Source organism: Bacillus sp. D48C (assembly GCF_053345735.1).
On record NZ_JBKFAQ010000001.1, the window covers coordinates 451450 to 470402 of the forward strand.

General features: G+C 37.2%; 19 protein-coding genes and 1 other annotated feature. Of the genes, 15 read left to right on the top strand and 4 right to left on the bottom strand.

Features of this window, described 5'->3' with window-relative positions; all coding sequences use genetic code 11:
- Window positions 1-118 precede the first annotated feature (118 nt).
- The 7 genes from relA to ACLBXA_RS02450 all read left to right on the top strand — a co-directional run bounded on the left by relA (window position 119) and on the right by ACLBXA_RS02450 (window position 7850).
- Window positions 119-2302: a GTP diphosphokinase gene (gene relA, locus ACLBXA_RS02420; protein ID WP_001262795.1), complete on the top strand. Its 2184-nt coding sequence runs from the start codon at window positions 119-121 to the stop codon at window positions 2300-2302.
- A 16-nt stretch (window positions 2303-2318) separates the two neighbouring features.
- Window positions 2319-2759, top strand: coding sequence for a D-tyrosyl-tRNA(Tyr) deacylase (locus ACLBXA_RS02425; RefSeq protein ID WP_001266968.1), 441 nt, complete (start codon window positions 2319-2321; stop codon window positions 2757-2759).
- A 115-nt stretch (window positions 2760-2874) separates the two neighbouring features.
- Window positions 2875-3207 (top strand): YrdB family protein, encoded by a 333-nt coding sequence (locus ACLBXA_RS02430; RefSeq protein WP_447617095.1) that lies wholly within the window; start codon window positions 2875-2877, stop codon window positions 3205-3207.
- An 82-nt stretch (window positions 3208-3289) separates the two neighbouring features.
- The gene (locus ACLBXA_RS02435; RefSeq protein WP_001242605.1) at window positions 3290-3466 is read left to right on the top strand and encodes a hypothetical protein; all 177 of its coding nucleotides are present in this window, start codon (window positions 3290-3292) and stop codon (window positions 3464-3466) included.
- Window positions 3467-3520: 54 nt separating this feature from the next.
- Window positions 3521-3751, top strand: a binding site (T-box leader).
- Between the two features lie 69 nt (window positions 3752-3820).
- Window positions 3821-5092, top strand: coding sequence for a histidine--tRNA ligase (hisS, locus tag ACLBXA_RS02440; RefSeq protein WP_000027086.1), 1272 nt, complete (start codon window positions 3821-3823; stop codon window positions 5090-5092).
- Window positions 5093-5104: 12 nt separating this feature from the next.
- The gene (gene aspS / locus ACLBXA_RS02445) at window positions 5105-6880 is read left to right on the top strand and encodes an aspartate--tRNA ligase (RefSeq protein ID WP_000840901.1); all 1776 of its coding nucleotides are present in this window, start codon (window positions 5105-5107) and stop codon (window positions 6878-6880) included.
- A 202-nt stretch (window positions 6881-7082) separates the two neighbouring features.
- A complete protein-coding gene (locus ACLBXA_RS02450; protein ID WP_000903182.1) occupies window positions 7083-7850 on the top strand; it encodes a tRNA threonylcarbamoyladenosine dehydratase in 768 nt (255 codons plus the stop codon).
- Window positions 7851-8223: 373 nt separating this feature from the next.
- Here ACLBXA_RS02450 and ACLBXA_RS02455 read toward each other — a convergent pair whose 3' ends face one another.
- Window positions 8224-8865, bottom strand: a complete 642-nt coding sequence (locus tag ACLBXA_RS02455) for an RsfA family transcriptional regulator (RefSeq protein ID WP_000857697.1) — start codon at window positions 8863-8865, stop codon at window positions 8224-8226.
- A gap of 37 nt (window positions 8866-8902) precedes the next feature.
- Window positions 8903-10189, bottom strand: coding sequence for a replication-associated recombination protein A (locus ACLBXA_RS02460; protein ID WP_000812913.1), 1287 nt, complete (start codon window positions 10187-10189; stop codon window positions 8903-8905).
- Window positions 10190-10482: 293 nt separating this feature from the next.
- On the opposite strand from ACLBXA_RS02460, the gene cymR reads away from it, so the two are divergent.
- The 7 genes from cymR (at window position 10483) to ACLBXA_RS02495 (ending at window position 16876) form a co-directional block, all read left to right on the top strand.
- The gene (gene cymR, locus ACLBXA_RS02465; protein WP_000704116.1) at window positions 10483-10899 is read left to right on the top strand and encodes a cysteine metabolism transcriptional regulator CymR; all 417 of its coding nucleotides are present in this window, start codon (window positions 10483-10485) and stop codon (window positions 10897-10899) included.
- A gap of 35 nt (window positions 10900-10934) precedes the next feature.
- A complete protein-coding gene (locus ACLBXA_RS02470) occupies window positions 10935-12080 on the top strand; it encodes a cysteine desulfurase family protein (RefSeq protein ID WP_000439891.1) in 1146 nt (381 codons plus the stop codon).
- A 16-nt stretch (window positions 12081-12096) separates the two neighbouring features.
- Window positions 12097-13212, top strand: a complete 1116-nt coding sequence (gene mnmA / locus ACLBXA_RS02475) for a tRNA 2-thiouridine(34) synthase MnmA (protein ID WP_001038011.1) — start codon at window positions 12097-12099, stop codon at window positions 13210-13212.
- A 109-nt stretch (window positions 13213-13321) separates the two neighbouring features.
- The gene (locus ACLBXA_RS02480) at window positions 13322-13981 is read left to right on the top strand and encodes a tetratricopeptide repeat protein (RefSeq protein ID WP_000066406.1); all 660 of its coding nucleotides are present in this window, start codon (window positions 13322-13324) and stop codon (window positions 13979-13981) included.
- Between the two features lie 95 nt (window positions 13982-14076).
- Complete coding sequence (gene recD2 / locus ACLBXA_RS02485; protein WP_000528079.1) at window positions 14077-16413, top strand: SF1B family DNA helicase RecD2; 2337 nt, start codon at window positions 14077-14079, stop codon at window positions 16411-16413.
- A gap of 127 nt (window positions 16414-16540) precedes the next feature.
- A complete protein-coding gene (locus tag ACLBXA_RS02490; protein ID WP_000469281.1) occupies window positions 16541-16729 on the top strand; it encodes a hypothetical protein in 189 nt (62 codons plus the stop codon).
- An 18-nt stretch (window positions 16730-16747) separates the two neighbouring features.
- Window positions 16748-16876, top strand: coding sequence for a YrzQ family protein (locus ACLBXA_RS02495; RefSeq protein ID WP_001053553.1), 129 nt, complete (start codon window positions 16748-16750; stop codon window positions 16874-16876).
- A 46-nt stretch (window positions 16877-16922) separates the two neighbouring features.
- Here the strand turns inward: ACLBXA_RS02495 and ACLBXA_RS02500 are convergent, their stop codons facing one another.
- Window positions 16923-17135: a hypothetical protein gene (locus ACLBXA_RS02500; RefSeq protein ID WP_000242539.1), complete on the bottom strand. Its 213-nt coding sequence runs from the start codon at window positions 17133-17135 to the stop codon at window positions 16923-16925.
- A gap of 176 nt (window positions 17136-17311) precedes the next feature.
- Here ACLBXA_RS02500 and ACLBXA_RS02505 point away from each other — a divergent pair, with 176 nt between their 5' ends.
- Entirely contained in the window at window positions 17312-18379 is a 1068-nt protein-coding gene (locus ACLBXA_RS02505) for an AI-2E family transporter (RefSeq protein WP_017763612.1), read from the top strand.
- A gap of 44 nt (window positions 18380-18423) precedes the next feature.
- Here ACLBXA_RS02505 and ACLBXA_RS02510 read toward each other — a convergent pair whose 3' ends face one another.
- Window positions 18424-18768, bottom strand: coding sequence for a PH domain-containing protein (locus ACLBXA_RS02510; RefSeq protein WP_242298054.1), 345 nt, complete (start codon window positions 18766-18768; stop codon window positions 18424-18426).
- Between the last annotated feature and the right edge of the window lie 185 nt (window positions 18769-18953).

Consider the following 18953-nt stretch of genomic DNA (forward strand, 5'->3'; position numbering starts at 1 on the left):
GTGAAATGTCAGTAAAATCTTTTCCTTTTCACAATTCACAATCATTGGGTTATAATGATAGAATATAATTTATTCTATTAAATAAAGATAAAGTCAATTTTCAATAAAAGGTGATTCGATGGCAAATGAGCAGGTACTAACAGCTGAACAGGTACTCGAGAAAGCAAGTCAATATTTAGCGGATGAAGATATTGAGCTAGTGGCACGTGCCTATGAATATGCACGTGATGCGCATAGCGAACAATATAGAAAATCGGGTGAACCGTATATTATTCATCCGATTCAAGTTGCAGGTATTTTAGTTGATTTACACATGGATCCAGCTACGGTATCAGCAGGTTTCTTACATGATGTAGTGGAAGATACAGAGATTACGTTAGAAGATATTGAACGGGAATTTAACAAAGAAATTGCTATGCTTGTTGATGGTGTTACAAAGCTTGGGAAAATCAAATATAAATCTCACGAACAACAACAAGCAGAAAACCATCGCAAAATGTTTATTGCAATGGCTCAAGATATTAGAGTTATTTTAATTAAACTAGCTGATCGTCTTCATAACATGCGTACATTGAAACATTTGCCTCAAGAGAAGCAGCGTCGCATAGCGAATGAAACGTTAGAAATCTTTGCACCTTTAGCACATAGACTCGGAATTAGTACTATTAAATGGGAGCTAGAGGATACGTCACTTCGCTATTTAAATCCACAGCAATATTATCGTATTGTAAATTTAATGAAGCGTAAACGTGCAGAACGTGAAGAATATTTAGACGAAGTAATGACTGGTATTCGTGAGAAATTAAAAGAAGTTGCAATTCAACCTGAGATTTCTGGAAGACCGAAACATATTTACAGTATTTATCGTAAAATGGCACTGCAAAATAAGCAGTTCAATGAAATTTACGATTTATTAGCTGTACGTGTTGTTGTAAATAGTATTAAAGATTGTTATGCGGTGCTTGGAATTATTCATACGTGCTGGAAGCCGATGCCAGGTCGTTTTAAAGATTATATTGCAATGCCAAAAGCAAATCTATATCAATCTCTTCATACGACCGTAATTGGACCGAAAGGTGACCCACTTGAAGTGCAAATTCGTACGAAAGAAATGCACGAAATTGCAGAATTCGGGATCGCGGCACACTGGGCGTATAAAGAAGGAAAAACAGCAGAAACAACAGGTACACTAGAGAAGAAACTCACATGGTTCCGTCAAATATTAGAATGGCAAAATGAAGCTTCTAATGCAGAAGAATTTATGGAGTCATTAAAAATTGATTTATTCTCTGACATGGTATTCGTCTTTACACCGAAAGGCGATGTAATGGAATTACCACTTGGATCGGTTCCGATTGATTTCGCGTATCGTGTCCATTCGGAAATTGGGAATAAAACAATTGGTGCAAAAGTAAACGGTAAAATGGTGACGCTGGATTATAAATTAAAAACAGGCGACATCATTGAAATTTTAACGTCGAAACATTCCTATGGCCCAAGTCAAGATTGGGTAAAACTTGCTCAAACATCTCATGCAAAAAATAAAATTCGTCAATTCTTTAAGAAACAACGTAGAGACGAAAATATTGAAAAAGGCCGTGAACTTGTTGAAAAGGAAGTACGTGGTCTAGAGTATGAGATGAAAGAAGTATTAGCGCCTGATAACTTAAAACGCGTCGCTGAGAAATTTAACTTTGCAAATGAAGAAGATATGTTTGCAGCAGTTGGATATAGCGGAATTACAGCTTCGCAAATTGTTACGCGACTAACGGACAAGTTCCGCAAACAACGCGAAGAAGAAGAGATTGTTGAAGTTAAAGAAGTTCGTAAACCGATGAAAATTCGAAAATGGGATTCTGGTGTAAAAGTAAGCGGTGCTGATAATTTATTAATCCGTTTATCGAAATGCTGTAACCCAGTTCCGGGCGATGATATCGTTGGATATATTACAAAAGGCCGAGGCGTATCGATTCACCGCCGTGATTGTGTAAATGTTCATACAGAAGAAGCTGTAGAAAGATTATTAGAAGTAGAGTGGGAAGGTAGCCCTGAAAAAGAAATTGAGTATAACGTTGATATTGAAATTTCAGGTTACGATCGCCGTGGTTTATTAAATGAAGTACTGCAAGCTGTTACAGAGACGAAAACGTACATTTCAGCTGTTTCTGGTAGAAGTGACCGTAATAAGATGGCGACAATTAATATGTCAATCTCAATTCGTAACTTACAACATTTGAAAAAAGTAGTAGAACGCATTAAACGTGTTCCGGAAATTTATGCAGTACGACGCATGATGCATTAATAGGGAGTGTAGAAAGATGAGAGTTGTTTTACAACGATCAAAGAAAGCGTCTGTCACGGTAGACGGTGAGATCGTAGGACAAATTCCGTTCGGTTTAACATTACTAGTTGGCATTACGCACGAAGATACAGAAAAAGATGCAACTTACATTGCGGAAAAAATTTCAAACTTACGTATTTTTGAAGATGAGAGCGGAAAGATGAATCATTCTATACTTGATGTAGAAGGACAAGTTCTATCTATTTCGCAATTCACATTATACGGAGATTGTCGCAAGGGGAGACGTCCAAACTTTATGGATGCTGCGAAACCTGACTATGCAGAGCGTTTATACGATTTCTTTAATGAAGAAGTTCGCAAACAAGGATTGCATGTAGAAACAGGGAAATTCGGAGCAATGATGGACGTTTCTTTAATCAATGATGGTCCGGTGACCTTAATTGTAGAAAGTAAATAGTGTTGATAAAAAAGAGAGGGTTATATAATCCTCTCTTTTTTATACATTGTTGTATGTTTTGTTCATTTATCATACGATTAATTTGAAGGGGAATAAAAGGAAAAGAAGGTGTAGTATGCTTCAAGAATTTAATATAGCTTTACGTTTTATGCTAGAGTTATGTATTCTTGGGATTGTTGGATACTGGGGGTTTCGAGTAGGAACAACAACAGCTATAAAAATTACACTTGCTATTATTATTCCGATTGTTGTTGCTGCCATTTGGGGGTTATTTGGAGCTCCACATGCAGAATGGGAAGTAAAAGGTATATTACATGTATTATTAGAAATTATCGTATTTGGAGTAGGTGTTGCAGCATTATATCATTTGAAGCATCATATGCTAGCAAGCGGACTGGCTATTGTTATTGTTATAAATCGAATACTAATGTTTATTTGGTATCAATAGCAGTTTCGGTTATGTATAACTCTCTCATCAATATGGAACAATAAAAAGTAAAACATCCATATTGAATGTGAGGGATATACGTATGCGCATGAATGAAAAAGGGCATTCTGTTACAAATGGTGCAAATCAACTATTTAACGTGAATTTTCATGATTTTATTTCAAAAGAGCAAAACAATACTTCAATGGAGCTTGCTTCCGAGTTTGGGATTTCTCTTCAAGATGTAAAGCGTCTAAAGAAGCAGATTGAACGTTCTTAGAGCACTTGACAATCCTACTTAACAAACGTATAGTAATTTTATATTTACATATGAATATAACCGTTGATAGAGAAGAGTAAATGAGACACACATGGAAAGAGAAGGAATGTCTTAGGCTGAAAACATTTCTGCATGATGACTGATTGAATGACACTCTAGAGGTTTCAACTTGAACGGCATATATGCTTAGTAGGGATGAACGCATATTTAAGCGTTATTAAAAAAGTGGAAGCATACGTGCTTCAATTAGGGTGGCACCACGGGTATAATACTCTCGTCCCTACTGTTTAAACAGTAGAGGCGGGAGTTTTTTTATTTTTATTAAGATTAAAACAATTTGAGGAGGAACTGAATATGTCTATTCAAATCCCACGCGGAACGCAAGATATTCTTCCAGGCACTGTTGAGTTATGGCAGTATATCGAAGGGCAAGCACGCGAAATTTGCCGTCGTTACAATTATAAAGAAATTCGTACACCAATTTTTGAGCACACGGAGCTATTTTTACGTGGTGTTGGTGATACGACAGATATCGTACAAAAAGAAATGTACTCATTCCAAGATCGTGGAGAGCGCAGCTTAACATTACGTCCAGAAGGTACTGCACCTGTTGTACGTTCTTACGTTGAAAATAAAATGTTTGGTGATGCAACACAACCAACGAAATTATACTATATCGGTCAAATGTTCCGTTATGAAAGACCACAAGCAGGTCGCTATCGTCAATTCGTACAATTCGGTATCGAAGCAATCGGCAGTAATGATCCTGCAATTGATGCAGAAGTAATTGCACTTGCTGTTGAATTTTACCGCGGCATGGGCTTAAAAAATATTAAAGTTGTATTAAACAGTTTAGGTGATGCAGCGAGCCGTCAAGCACACCGTGATGCATTAATCGCACACTTTGAGCCACGTATCGGCGAATTCTGCTCTGACTGTCAATCTCGCTTAGAAAAGAACCCACTTCGAATTTTAGACTGTAAGAAAGACCGTAACCATGAATTAATGGGAACAGCACCATCTATTACAGAATACTTAAACGAAGATTCAGCAGTATACTACGACAAAGTTCAAGAACTATTAACGATGATGGATGTTCCATTTGAAAAAGATCCGAACTTAGTACGTGGTTTAGACTACTATCAACACACTGTTTTTGAAATTATGAGTGAGGCAGAAGGTTTCGGTGCGATCACTACATTAAGCGGTGGTGGCCGTTATAACGGACTTGTACAAGAAATCGGTGGACCAGAAATGCCAGGTATCGGTTTTGCAATGAGTATTGAACGTTTAATTATGGCGCTAAAAGCTGAAAATATTGAATTACCACTTGAACATAGCATTGATTGTTACGTTGTAGCGCTCGGTGAAAAAGCGAAAGACCATGCTGCAAAAGTTGCGTTCAATCTTCGTAAAGCTGGATTGTCAGTTGAAAAAGATTATTTAGATCGCAAAATGAAAGCACAATTTAAATCAGCAGATCGTCTAAAGGCGAAATTTGTAGCTGTATTAGGAGAAGATGAGCTGGATAAAGGTATCATTAACTTAAAAGATATGGCAACAGGTGAACAAGAAGAAGTAGCGTTAGATGTATTTGCTTCATACGTAGCAGAGAAATTAATATAGGGGGAACTTACAGTGGCTGAAAGAACACATGCATGTGGAAAAGTAACAGTAGAAGCTGTTGGACAAACAGTTCAATTAAAAGGTTGGGTACAAAAACGCCGTGACTTAGGTGGATTAATCTTTATCGATTTACGTGACCGCACAGGTATCGTACAAGTTGTATTTAACCCAGAAACATCAAAAGAAGCGTTAGAAGTAGCAGAAACAATTCGTAGTGAATACGTATTACACGTAGAAGGTACAGTTGTTGAACGTGGTGAAGGCGCAATTAATGACAATATGGCAACTGGTCGTATTGAAGTACAAGCAACAAAAGTAAATGTACTAAATGCAGCGAAAACAACGCCAATTATCATTGCTGATGATACAGATGCATCAGAAGATGTGCGTTTAAAATATCGTTATTTAGACTTACGTCGTCCTGTAATGTTCAACACATTCAAAATGCGTCACGACGTAACAAAAACAATTCGTAATTTCTTAGATACAGAAGAGTTTTTAGAAGTCGAAACACCAATTTTAACGAAAAGCACGCCAGAAGGAGCTCGTGACTATTTAGTACCAAGTCGTGTACATGATGGTGAATTCTATGCATTACCACAGTCACCACAGTTATTTAAACAGCTTCTTATGGTCGGCGGATTTGAGCGTTACTATCAAGTAGCACGTTGTTTCCGTGACGAAGATTTACGTGCGGATCGTCAACCAGAATTCACGCAAATCGATATCGAAGCTTCATTCTTAACACAAGATGAAATTTTAGATATGATGGAGCGTATGATGACGAAAGTTATGAAGGATGCAAAAGGTGTAGAAGTTAGTGCACCATTCCCTCGTATGAAATATGCTGATGCAATGGCTCGCTACGGTTCTGATAAGCCAGATACACGCTTTGAAATGGAACTAACAGACTTATCTGAGTTTGCAGCAGGTTGTGGATTTAAAGTGTTTACAAGTGCTGTAGAAAGCGGCGGACAAGTAAAAGCAATTAATGCAAAAGGTGCTGCAAGTAAATACTCTCGTAAAGACATCGATGCATTAACTGAATTTGTGAAAGTATACGGTGCAAAAGGTCTAGCTTGGCTTAAAGTTGAAGAAGACGGCCTAAAAGGACCGATTGCGAAATTCTTCGGTGAAGAAGATGCAAACGTGTTAATGACTACATTAGAAGCTACTGCTGGCGACTTATTACTATTTGTAGCAGATAAGAAGAGCGTTGTTGCAGATAGCTTAGGCGCACTTCGTTTACGTCTAGGTAAAGAGCTTGAGTTAATTGACGAAAGTAAATTTAACTTCCTATGGGTAACTGATTGGCCACTTCTTGAGTACGATGAAGATGCAGATCGTTACTTCGCAGCTCACCACCCATTCACAATGCCATTCCGTGAAGATGTTGAGCTACTAGAAACAGCACCAGAAAAAGCACGTGCACAAGCATATGACCTTGTATTAAACGGTTATGAGCTTGGTGGCGGATCACTTCGTATTTACGAGCGTGACGTACAAGAAAAAATGTTCAAAGCACTTGGATTCTCACAAGAAGAAGCGCAAGAGCAATTCGGATTCTTATTAGAAGCATTCGAATACGGTACACCACCACACGGCGGAATCGCATTAGGTTTAGATCGTCTTGTTATGTTACTTGCAGGCCGTACGAACCTTCGTGATACAATTGCATTCCCAAAAACAGCAAGCGCAAGCTGCTTATTAACAGAAGCTCCAAGCCCAGTTGCAGAAGCACAGCTTGAAGAGTTAAACTTAAAATTAAGCTTAAAAGAAGAGAAGTAAGAATAGGGTCTAGATGGTTATACTATAACCATCTAGACTTTTTTAATGGATAATTAAAAGAAGAAACAAAATCCCGGTTTACACTATGTTTTTATTATCGAAATATGTATTTTTAGGAATTCTATAACTTTTTCTATACAAATAGTCGGAAAAACGCTAGAATACATGGTAGACCATTTTTGTAATAGGAGTGTAGAGCTGAATGTTACATCAATTTTCACGTAATGAATTAGCCTTCGGTAAAGAAGGACTTGAAATATTAAAAAATAGTACAGTTGGTATTTTAGGAATTGGCGGCGTAGGTTCATTTTCAGCTGAAGCGTTAGCGCGTTCTGGAGTAGGACGTCTCGTATTAGTTGATAAAGACGTTGTAGATATTACAAACGTAAACCGTCAAATTCACGCTTTAGTATCTACTGTAGGACGTTCAAAAGTAGAATTAATGAAAGAGCGTATTGCAGACATTAATCCGGAATGTGAAGTAATTGGATTAGAAATGTTTTATACAGATGAAACATATGAAGAGTTCTTTAAACACGGTTTAGATTTCGTAGTGGATGCATCTGATACGATTACGTTCAAAATCCATTTAATTAAACAATGTTTACGTCGTAAAATTAAAATTATCTCATGTATGGGTGCAGCAAATAAAATGGACCCAACTCGTTTCCGTATTGCGGATATCTCTAAAACACATACAGATCCAATTGCGAAAGTAATTCGTACGAAGCTTCGTAAAGAGGGTATTAAAAAAGGTGTAAAAGTTGTCTTCTCTGACGAGAATCCAATCGTAATTCGTGAAGAAGTACGTAAAGAGATCGTACCAGACGAAAATGCAAAAATTCGTAAAGCGAAATTACCACCTTCATCAAATGCATTCGTACCATCTGTGGCAGGCTTAATTATGGCAAGTCACGTTGTACGTGAACGTATTAAAAACGTAGAAGTGAAACGTGTGGGGCAAGAATAAAGTGAAAGCATATATCCATTTTGGATATATGCTTTTTTATATGTATTAAAGAAATAAAAATATTTGCATTACTACTAGTTCAAATGTGAGCAAGGCTAGTAAGTAATGATTATATTTACCCAATCTATTTTGGGCGTTTCTTTGTATGACAGGGAGGAATGTTATTGTCAATCTTTGTCGTTAAATCGATATCCTTTGTCGAATCGTTGATATATTGCAAGTTGTGATAGATATATTTGAAAAATCGTTGATATATTGCAAGTTACGATAGATATATTTGAAAAATCGTTGATATAATTTCAATTACCGATATATATGGTTCACCGAAAACAAACAAGGATGTCACTTTTTTAACTAAGTGACATCCTTGTTTTTAATTCTCTGCAGAATAAATAATATCTAAATTCCCGTTTTGATCGGTTTTGAAAATCGGGGCAATTTGATCTTCTTGCTCTTCGACTGAAACAAGTTTTCGAGCACGATCCATAATTCTAACAAGCATCGCGTAATCTTCTTCGATTGCTTGTTGTTTTTTTGTGAGTACCGCTAATTTTGCTTCAAGTTCATTATTCGTTTTTTGTAGGGAAGTGAGCTGATTTTGTAATACATCATTTTCAGTTTGCAACTTTGCGATTGAAGGGTTATTATGTTCCATGTTTTGCAAAAATGAGATGACATTTTGCATTGTAAGTTCCTGTTTACTTGGCGTAATATCTTCTGAAAACTCAGCATCGATTACGAGTTGTTTCGTTTTCGTGAACTGATCTTTTTCTATTTTAGCTTCAGAACGTTTTAATTCTTTACGTTGTTTTTTTGCAATCTGCACTGCATCTTCGTAATTCGCTCGTACTTCAGCATTCCATCTAAAGCCACAAGCTGCTGAAGTGCGGTTCAACGCATCGCCGACTTCATCAAATGCTTTTATTTGTGTACTTCCGCTGCGAATATGTCGTAAAACAGTTTCTGCTAAAAGGAGATCATCTTCTTTTGTCCATGCATCTTGACGTGTTTTCATAAGCGAAGCCTCCATAATGGTGACGTTTTCGTTTATGTTACCCTTTATTTTTCGTTTTATTCGAAGTTTGTAATCTTTCATAAACAGTAGAAAGTGCTTGCTCAAATTTTCCTGTCGTTTTCGGTTTATAATATTGCTTGTTTTTTATTTTATCAGGTAAGTATTGTTGCCTTACCCAGCCGTTTGGATGGTCGTGTGGATATAAATATCCAATGCCTCTTCCAAGTGATTCTGCGCCTTTGTAATGACTATCTTTTAAATGGCTTGGAATATCACCTGTTTGATCGTTACGTAAATCATGTAGTGCTGCATCGAGTGCTTTATAAGCTGAATTTGATTTTGGTGATAAGCATAGCTCGATAACGGCATTTGCAAGTGGGATGCGTGCTTCTGGGAATCCGACTCGTTCAGCTGATTCAATTGCAGCTAGTGTACGCGGTCCAGCTTGTGGGCTAGCAAGTCCAATATCTTCATAAGCCATAATAAGAAGGCGTCTGCCAATACTTTGTAAATCACCTGCTTCAATAAGGCGTGCTAAATAATGGAGCGCTGCATTTACATCACTTCCGCGCACTGATTTTTGAAATGCTGATAATACGTCATAATGAGCATCGCCGCCTTTGTCGTGAACGAAGCTCTTCTTTTGTAAGCATTCTTCTGCAATCTCGAGTGTGATTTCAGCCGCTTGATCGTCTGTAGTAAAGCTGGATAATACAGCAAGCTCAAGTGCGTTATAAGCGGAACGCATATCACCACCAGAGGCGTTTGTAAAGTGATGTAGTGCTTCATCTGTTATCGTTACAGCATATTCTCCAAGGCCTTTTTCTTTATCTTCTAAAGCTCTTTTTAACCCAATTAAAATATCATCTTCTGTTAGTGCGTGTAATTCGAAAATTTGACATCTGCTTCGAATAGCGGAGTTTATTGCATGGAATGGATTACTTGTCGTTGCACCAATTAAAGTAAGAAGTCCGCTTTCTAAATGAGGTAATAGAAAGTCTTGCTTTGCTTTATCTAGACGGTGAACTTCATCTAAAATTAAAACGAGGTGTCGATGCATCTTCGCTTCTTGTACGACAACTTCCATATCTTTTTTATTGTGAGTAACAGCGTTTAATAGACGAAACGGGGTACCGGTACTTCCTGCAATTGCACTGGCAATGGATGTTTTTCCTGTACCTGGAGGACCGTATAAAATCATAGATTGAAAATGATTTGCTTGGACCATTCGCCATAAAATCTTTCCTTCACCAACTAAATGCTGTTGCCCAATAATTTCTTGAATATTTGTAGGGCGCATTCGATGTGCGAGTGGTTGTTTCATTTAGACCGTCTCCCTTAACATATAATCTCGTTCTATCGTATCATTTTTTTCTATGGAATTTGAAATAGTATGCTGTTTTATGGGAAAAATGAAGATGAATATTTTCATTTTTCTTTCAATTGTAATAATTCCCGAGTTTTTCAATGTGATTTTATGTTATCATTTTGATACACAAGTTGAAATTTCTTATAATACTATATTATGCTATAATTTCATAGGATTTTAAATTGTGTTCTTTTTATAAATAAGATATAACCAATAGAAGTGAAAATTTGAAAAGAGGTGCAAAATAGATGAAGATTTCAACAAAGGGCCGCTATGGCTTAACAATTATGATCGATCTTGCAAAAAAGTTTGGTGAAGGTCCGATTTCATTAAAATCAATTGCGCAGGCGCATGACTTATCGGAGCATTACTTAGAGCAATTAATTTCACCACTTCGTAACGCTCGTCTTGTGAAGAGTACGCGAGGTGCATATGGCGGATATGTATTATCTGATCAACCAGCTAACATTACAGCTGGGGATGTGATCCGTGTATTAGAGGGACCGATTAGTGTTGTAGAAATGATAGAAGAAGAAGAGCCAGCACAGCGCCAGTTATGGATGCGTGTTCGTGATGCGGTGCAAGAAGTGTTAGATAGTACAACGTTAGAAGATTTAGTACGTTATGAGGAAGAAAATCACGGGGGCTATATGTTTTACATTTAATTCCTTGTGAAACGATTTGGAAAGAAGGAGATTTAATGGAACGCATTTACTTAGATCATGCTGCGACATCTCCGACTCACCCAGAAGTGGTCGAAAAGATGATTCCATATATGACAGAAATATTCGGGAACCCGTCTAGTATTCACTTTTATGGACGTCAAACTCGTCACACAGTAGATGAGGCGAGACGAGTGTGTGCACGCAGTATTCATGCGAATCCGAATGAAATTATATTTACGAGCGGTGGTACAGAAGCTGATAATTTAGCGCTTATAGGTGTAGCACGTGCGAACCGTCATAAAGGTAATCACATTATAACGACGCAAATTGAACATCATGCGATTTTGCATACGTGCGAATTGTTAGAGCGTGAAGGGTTTGAAGTGACATATTTACCTGTCGATGAAACAGGGCGCATTCAAGTTTCTGACATACAAAAGGCATTAACCGAAGAGACGATTCTTGTATCTGTTATGTTTGGGAATAATGAAGTAGGGACAATGCAACCAATTGTAGAAATAGGAAAGCTACTAAAGGAGCATCAAGCTTATTTCCATACAGATGCGGTACAAGCTTATGGTTTGGTAGAAATTGATGTGAAAGAGTTTGGTATTGATTTATTATCCATTTCAGCCCATAAAATTAACGGACCAAAAGGTGTAGGGTTCTTATACGCTGGTGCAAATGTGAAATTTGAGCCGTTATTAATAGGCGGAGAGCAAGAAAGAAAACGCCGTGCTGGTACGGAAAATGTGCCTAGTATTGCTGGGCTTCAGCATGCAATTCTTATTGCTGAAAAAACTCGTGAGCAAAAAAATGCCCAATATGAAGAGTTTAAAGATATAATGGTATCTGTCTTCAAAAATGAAGGCATTACTTTCGAGGTAAACGGAAACTTAGAACATCGCTTACCGCATGTGCTTAATGTAAGTTTTACAGGAATGAACATTGAACCGTTTCTTGTGAACTTAGACCTAGCTGGCATTGCAGTATCAAGTGGTTCTGCTTGTACAGCTGGTTCGATTGATCCATCACATGTATTAGTAGCGATGTTTGGAAAAGACTCCGATCAAATACGTTCATCCGTACGCTTTAGTTTTGGGCTTGGAAATACGAAAGAGCAAATTGAAAAAGCGGCGTACGAAACAGTGAAAATCGTGAAGCGATTAACACAAAATTAGCATGGGAGGTGACATGATGAACAAACTACCTCACGAAACACGCGTTGTCATCGGAATGTCCGGTGGCGTCGATTCATCTGTAGCAGCACTTTTATTAAAAGAGCAAGGTTATGATGTAATCGGAATTTTTATGAAAAACTGGGATGATACAGATGAGAATGGTGTCTGCACAGCAACTGAAGATTACAATGATGTAATTGAAGTGTGTAACCAAATCGGTATTCCGTATTATGCAGTAAACTTTGAAAAACAATACTGGGATAAAGTATTTACGTACTTCTTAGATGAGTACCGAGCTGGTCGTACACCAAATCCAGATGTAATGTGTAATAAAGAAATTAAATTTAAAGCATTTTTAGAGCATGCAATTGCGCTTGGTGCTGATTATGTAGCAACAGGCCATTATGCACGCGTTGCTTATATGGACGGCGAATATAAAATGCTTCGCGGCGTTGATGACAATAAAGATCAAACATACTTCTTAAATCAATTAAGCCAAGAGCAATTATCAAAAACAATGTTCCCGTTAGGTGAATTAAAGAAACCGCAAATTCGTGAAATGGCGAAAGAAGCTGGCTTAGCGACAGCGGCGAAAAAAGATAGTACAGGTATTTGCTTCATTGGTGAGCGTAACTTTAAAGATTTCTTAAGTAACTACTTACCAGCGCAACCAGGTGTAATGCAAACATTATCTGGTGAAGTGAAAGGAAAGCATGACGGTTTAATGTACTATACAATTGGACAACGTCATGGACTTGGAATTGGTGGTAACGGTGATCCGTGGTTTGCTGTTGGGAAAAACTTGAAAGAAAACATTTTATATGTTGATCAAGGATTCCATAACGAACTTCTATATGGTGATGAAGTTATTGCTACGAATGTAGGATGGGTAAGTAACAAAGTAAAAGAAACAGAATTTAAGTGCACGGCGAAATTCCGTTATCGTCAAGAAGACAATAAAGTAACGGTTCAAATCGTTGATGAAAATACAGTTCGTATTCTTTGTGATGAGCCAATTCGTGCAATTACACCAGGACAAGCAGTTGTGTTCTATGATGGAGATGAGTGCTTAGGCGGTGCTACAATTGATGAAGTATACCGTAGTGGTAAGAAATTGGATTATTTAGGATAAATGAGAAGCCTCTGCCGATTAGCGGTTAGAGGTTTCTTTTACATAAAGCGAATTTTCGTTCGCTTGGAAAATACATTCTTTGTTATAATTTGTTGTAGAGGTGAAGGACATGTCAAACAAACTTGAAACAGGTATTCAATATATGCAAGAAGGAAATTGGGAAGAAGCAGCTAAAAATTTTACAGAAGCAATCGAAGAAAATCCAAAAGATGCGCTTGGATACATTAATTTTGCAAATTTATTAGACGTATTAGGTGATAGCGAACGAGCGATTTTATTTTATAAACGTGCACTAGAGTTAGATGATAAATCTGCAGCTGCCTATTATGGTTTAGGAAATGTATATTATGGCCAAGAGCAATTTACTGAGGCGAAAGCTGTATTTGAACAAGCAATGCAAGCTGGATTACAATCAGCTGATGTAACATTTATGTTAGGTATCACACATGTACAGCTTGGAAATGATCGTCTTGCACTACCATTCTTACAAAGAGCAACAGAATTAGATGAAAACGATGTGGAAGCTGTATTCCAGTGCGGACTTTGCTTCGCTCGACTAGAACACATTCAAGAGGCGAAACCTTATTTTGAAAAGGTATTAGAAATGGATGAAGAGCATGCAGATGCGTATTACAATTTAGGTGTTGCGTACGTATTTGAGGAAAATAATGAGAAGGCTCTCGCTTTATTTAAGAAAGCAACTGAAATTCAGCCAGATCACTTTTTAGCGGGTAATGGCGTTCGTTTATTAGAGCAAGAAGCTGAATAAGATAAAAATATAGTTTAATGGGTAGTTATCCCTCATCTAAAGAGGTGGGGGATGTACTGCTCATTAAAGTGAAAATATCGGAAAGGAGAGGAAAGATGGGAAATCAACATGCAATGGATTTGTTTGAGGAAGAGAAAAAGTTTATAAAAGCGCAAGTTCTTCATACCATTTTCCACAACGAAGAAAACCTCTATTCCGTTGTCAGTATGAAAGTCATTGAAACGAATGAAACATATGACGAAAAGAAAGTAATGATAAACGGTCATTTTCCCCGCATGCATGAAGATGAAGTGTTTACATTGACAGGTCACTTTAAGGACCATCCAAAGTATGGAAAACAATATATGGTTGAAACATTTAAAAAAGAATTGCCGCAAACAAAAGCAGGTATGGTGCAATATTTAGCGAGTGATTTATTTAAAGGGATAGGAAAGCGTACAGCGGAAAAAATTGTGGATCATCTCGGGGAACATGCTATTTCTAAAATTATGGATGACCCTGAGGCGTTAAATGGTGTTGTTAACAAACAAAAGGCTCAGGAAATATATGAGACAATTGTTGAACATCAAGGATTAGAGAAAGTAATGAGCTTTTTAAATGGTTACGGTTTTGGAACGAAACTTTCTATTAAGATTTACCAGCAATATAAAGAGATGACATTAGAAGTGATTCGTAATAATCCGTATCAACTTATTGAAGAAGTGGACGGGATTGGTTTTGGACGAGCGGATGATATAGGGCGTGCGTTAGGAATATCGGGTAATCACGACGACCGTGTACGAGCGGGATGTTTTTACACATTAGAGAATGTCTCATTGCAACTTGGTCACGTTTATATGAGGAAAGATCAACTTGTAAGAGAAACGATGTCACTTTTAAACAATCAAGAAGGAAGAGTGACTGAGGAAGATATTATAGGTTGTATTGAAACGATGCAAAGTGAAGGGAAAGTCATCATAGAAGAAGAACGAGTGTATTTAGCAACTTTATTCTACTCTGAAAAAGGTGTTGTAAAGTCTATTCGTCGATTGATGAATCAAGAGGAAACACCTTCATTTCCTGAAGCAGAAGTGTTAAAAACATTAGGTGAAATTGAAGAACAGTTAAACGTGCAGTATGCACCGTTTCAGCAAGAAGCGATTCAAACGGCACTTCATAAGCCAATGATGTTATTAACAGGTGGACCAGGAACGGGGAAAACAACTGTTATTAAAGGGATTGTTGAAATGTATGCGTCACTTCACGGATTATCGTTAAATCCGAATGAATACAGTGATGATAATCCATTTCCAATACTATTAACAGCTCCAACAGGAAGAGCAGCGAAGCGGATGAGTGAATCGACAGGACTTCCAGCTTGCACAATTCACCGTTTGCTTGGCTGGACGCCAGAAGGATCTTTCCAGCGTAATGAAACGGATCCTGTCCAAGGTAAGCTCCTTATTATTGATGAATTTTCAATGGTTGATATTTGGCTTGCGAATCAGCTATTTAAGTCGCTACCGACGAACATTCAAGTTATCGTTGTAGGTGATGAAGATCAGTTGCCATCTGTAGGACCTGGACAAGTATTAAAAGATTTATTAAATGCAGGCGCAGTTCCGACAGTGAAGCTTACTGAAATTTATCGTCAAGCAGAAGGCTCATCTGTTATTCAACTTGCCCATGCAATCAAAGACGGCACGCTCCCGCCAGATTTAGCACAAAATAAAAAAGATCGTTCATTTATCAGCTGTACAGGGGCTCAAATTGTTGAGGTTGTGAAAAAAGTTTGCGAAAATGCTAAAACAAAAGGATTTAGTGCAAGGGATGTCCAAGTATTAGCGCCGATGTACCGCGGGCCTGCTGGTATTAATGTATTAAACGAAGCATTGCAACAAGTATTTAATCCGAAGAGGGAAAAGAGTAAAGAAATTGCTTACGGTGATGTTGTATACCGAAGAGGCGATAAAGTACTGCAACTCGTTAATCAGCCAGAGAGCCAGGTGTTTAATGGTGATATTGGAGAAATTGTTTCGGTGTTTTATGCGAAAGAAAACGTTGAGCAACAAGATATGATTATCGTTTCATTTGATGGAATTGAGGTAACGTATACAAAGCCCGATTTAAATCAAATTACGCATGCATATTGTTGTTCCATTCATAAATCACAAGGTAGTGAATTTCCGATTGTTATTATGCCGATCGTGAAAAGTTACAATCGTATGTTACGTCGTAATTTAATTTACACGGGCATTACAAGAAGTAAGAAGTTCCTTATTATTTGCGGGGAGGAAGCAGCTTTCAAATCCGGTGTAAATCGCCTTGATGATGCAATGCGTCAAACAACTTTGGCTAGTCGCTTGCAGGAATCACAAGGAGAAGTACAGATGGTCACAGTTAATGGCGAAGAAATGGACGTGGAAAACATTTCACCGTATGATTTCATGTAACAAGGTGAAATTATATAGTGAAACTTTCAAACGCATAGCGTTGAAAGGCTCCAGCGATGTATAAACGAATGCAGTTTGGACATAATGGCGAATAGAATCTGGGAGTCTGTAAGGAGATGAAAGCCATATGTTCATTTGTCCAAATTGCAAAGGGAAAGACATTGGAAAAATAGGTGTCAACCAATTTTATTGCTGGAATTGTTATATCGAATTATCGGTTTCAAAGGGGAAAATCCATACGCATCAAGTTGAGGAAGATGGTTCATTAAGCTCTCTTGATGATTTATTTGATGAGAATGAAAGAACGATCGGATAACGAAAAGGGGGATTTACTTTGAATCTACGCAATTCATTAATCGCATTAGGTGTTGGAGCTGCAGCATATCAATATGCTCGTAAGCAAGATGTATTTTCAAAACGCAATATGAAAAAAGCACGTAAGATGATTAAGTCTTACTTATAATCATTTCGATAAAGTGAAAAACTCCCTTATTGACGAGGGAGTTTTTTTATGCGCTCATATGCAAATAAAAAAGTCCGATTTCTGAGAAAAGATAAGATAGACCGTAGCAGCCAACGCCGAGTATTCCATACTGCCATAATTGCTTCGCTTTTTCTTTACGTGAGGAACGAATAAAGAACCCCTTCCAAATACCAAACCCGATACAAATCCATTCAAGAATCATAAAAAGTGCTGATAATCCAAGCATAAACAAAACCATAATTAGCCCTCCTGATTATATTAATTCATGCTGTATTCTCAGGGGTGGTTGTCCTTGTTATGTTATTTATATGTACGTCTTTAAAAAACAGTATGGTCCGTATGAAAAGATTTTAAAAGTTTCGCACATAACCTACCCCATTTATTTTCAAAATAAAGGTGGAGGAGGTTTTTCATGTGAAGAATCTTAAAATCATTTGGATATATCGTTTAGGATTATTATTACTTGTTTTTCTTTGTTTGCTCGTCTTTTTAAAAATTAAGCCACTATGGGCACCGATTATTTTTGTATTTAAAGTAGCAATCACGCCATTTTTTATCGCTTGTTTTATTGCGTATTTATTGCATCCTTTAATTGAAAAAATCCATAAGGAAGGGATGCCCCGTACACTTGCCATTTTGCTTATTTATATCCTTTTCTTTGGCGGAATTGGTTATGGGATTTATAAAGGAACGCCAGTCGTTATTAAACAGTTACAAGAGATTAATGAACAATTTCCGCAGTTTACAAAGATGTACGATTCGTGGATGGATGGCGTTACAGAACAAACAGCGAATTTCCCTTCGTTCATTCATGAAAAGGTGAAACAACTTTTTGTGGGTGTGGAAACGAAGATTCAAGCGCTTTTAAATAAAGTGATGAGTACAGCTCGTGGTGTACTCGATTCATTGCTCATTATTTTCTTAATACCGTTCATTGTATTTTACATATTAAAAGATTATGGTGAGTTTTATCATATCTTTTGGAAACTAGTCCCAAGTAAATGGCGAGGTACGGGGCAAATGCTTGCGAAAGAAATTGATAAGTCACTTGGAAGTTATATTCGAGGACAGTTATTTGTTTGTTTGGTATTAGGGGGAGTATCAGCTCTTTCTTTTTGGTTTATCGGTATGAAATATCCATTATTGCTTGGTATTATTATTGGGGTAACGGATATAATCCCGTACTTCGGCCCTATTTTAGGAGCGATCCCGACGTTAATGATTGCAGCAACAGTATCAACGAGCCTACTTATTAAGGCGGGTATTACGATTGCTATTTTGCAATTTGTGGAAAGTAACATTTTATCGCCTTACATTGTTGGTAAGTCACTTCGTATGCATCCCGTTATTATTATGCTTGCATTACTAGTTGGAGGGGAAGTAGCTGGTATTGTAGGGTTACTAATATCGGTTCCCATCTTAGCAGTTATTCGCACCGTCATTGTTCATGTGAAGCCTCTCTTGAAAAAAGAAGATGTGTAAGTATAGAAGCCCTCTATGTAAGAAATAGAGGGCTAATCGTATATTTATTTAGAAATCTGCTCGTGTATCTTTTGAGCGAGGGAGCTCACATCATTTGTTTGAATATGTTTTATTTTTTTCCATTCGTTATCATACATAAATACAATTTGATTGTTGAAAAGACGCTTTTGTTCTTTTAGATTAGAAATTTTTGCGAAAGAGTACTCTTCAAATATTGGATTGTTACTTACATCTGGTCCATAAAAGAATAGCCTTTTGTTCGTTAAAATCAATAGGCCTGGTCTCGCGACGGAACGATAAATAAATATGTCTAATGAACATGCTGCGTAAAGTAATATTGTTTCGTTAGTCGCTAATATGTTTTTAGCTTTGCTAAGTAAGGTTGTCATTGTGATCGCTCCTTTATTTTATTAACAATAATTTAATTATAGCAAAAAAGGTAATATTTATAATTTTTTATAAATTATTCTTGTAAGGAGATTCCGATTTGTTAATAAACGCATAATATATGAAAAGGCTGTTAAGAATGAATAGTAGAATACCTATGATAAATAAGCAATTAATACAATATAAA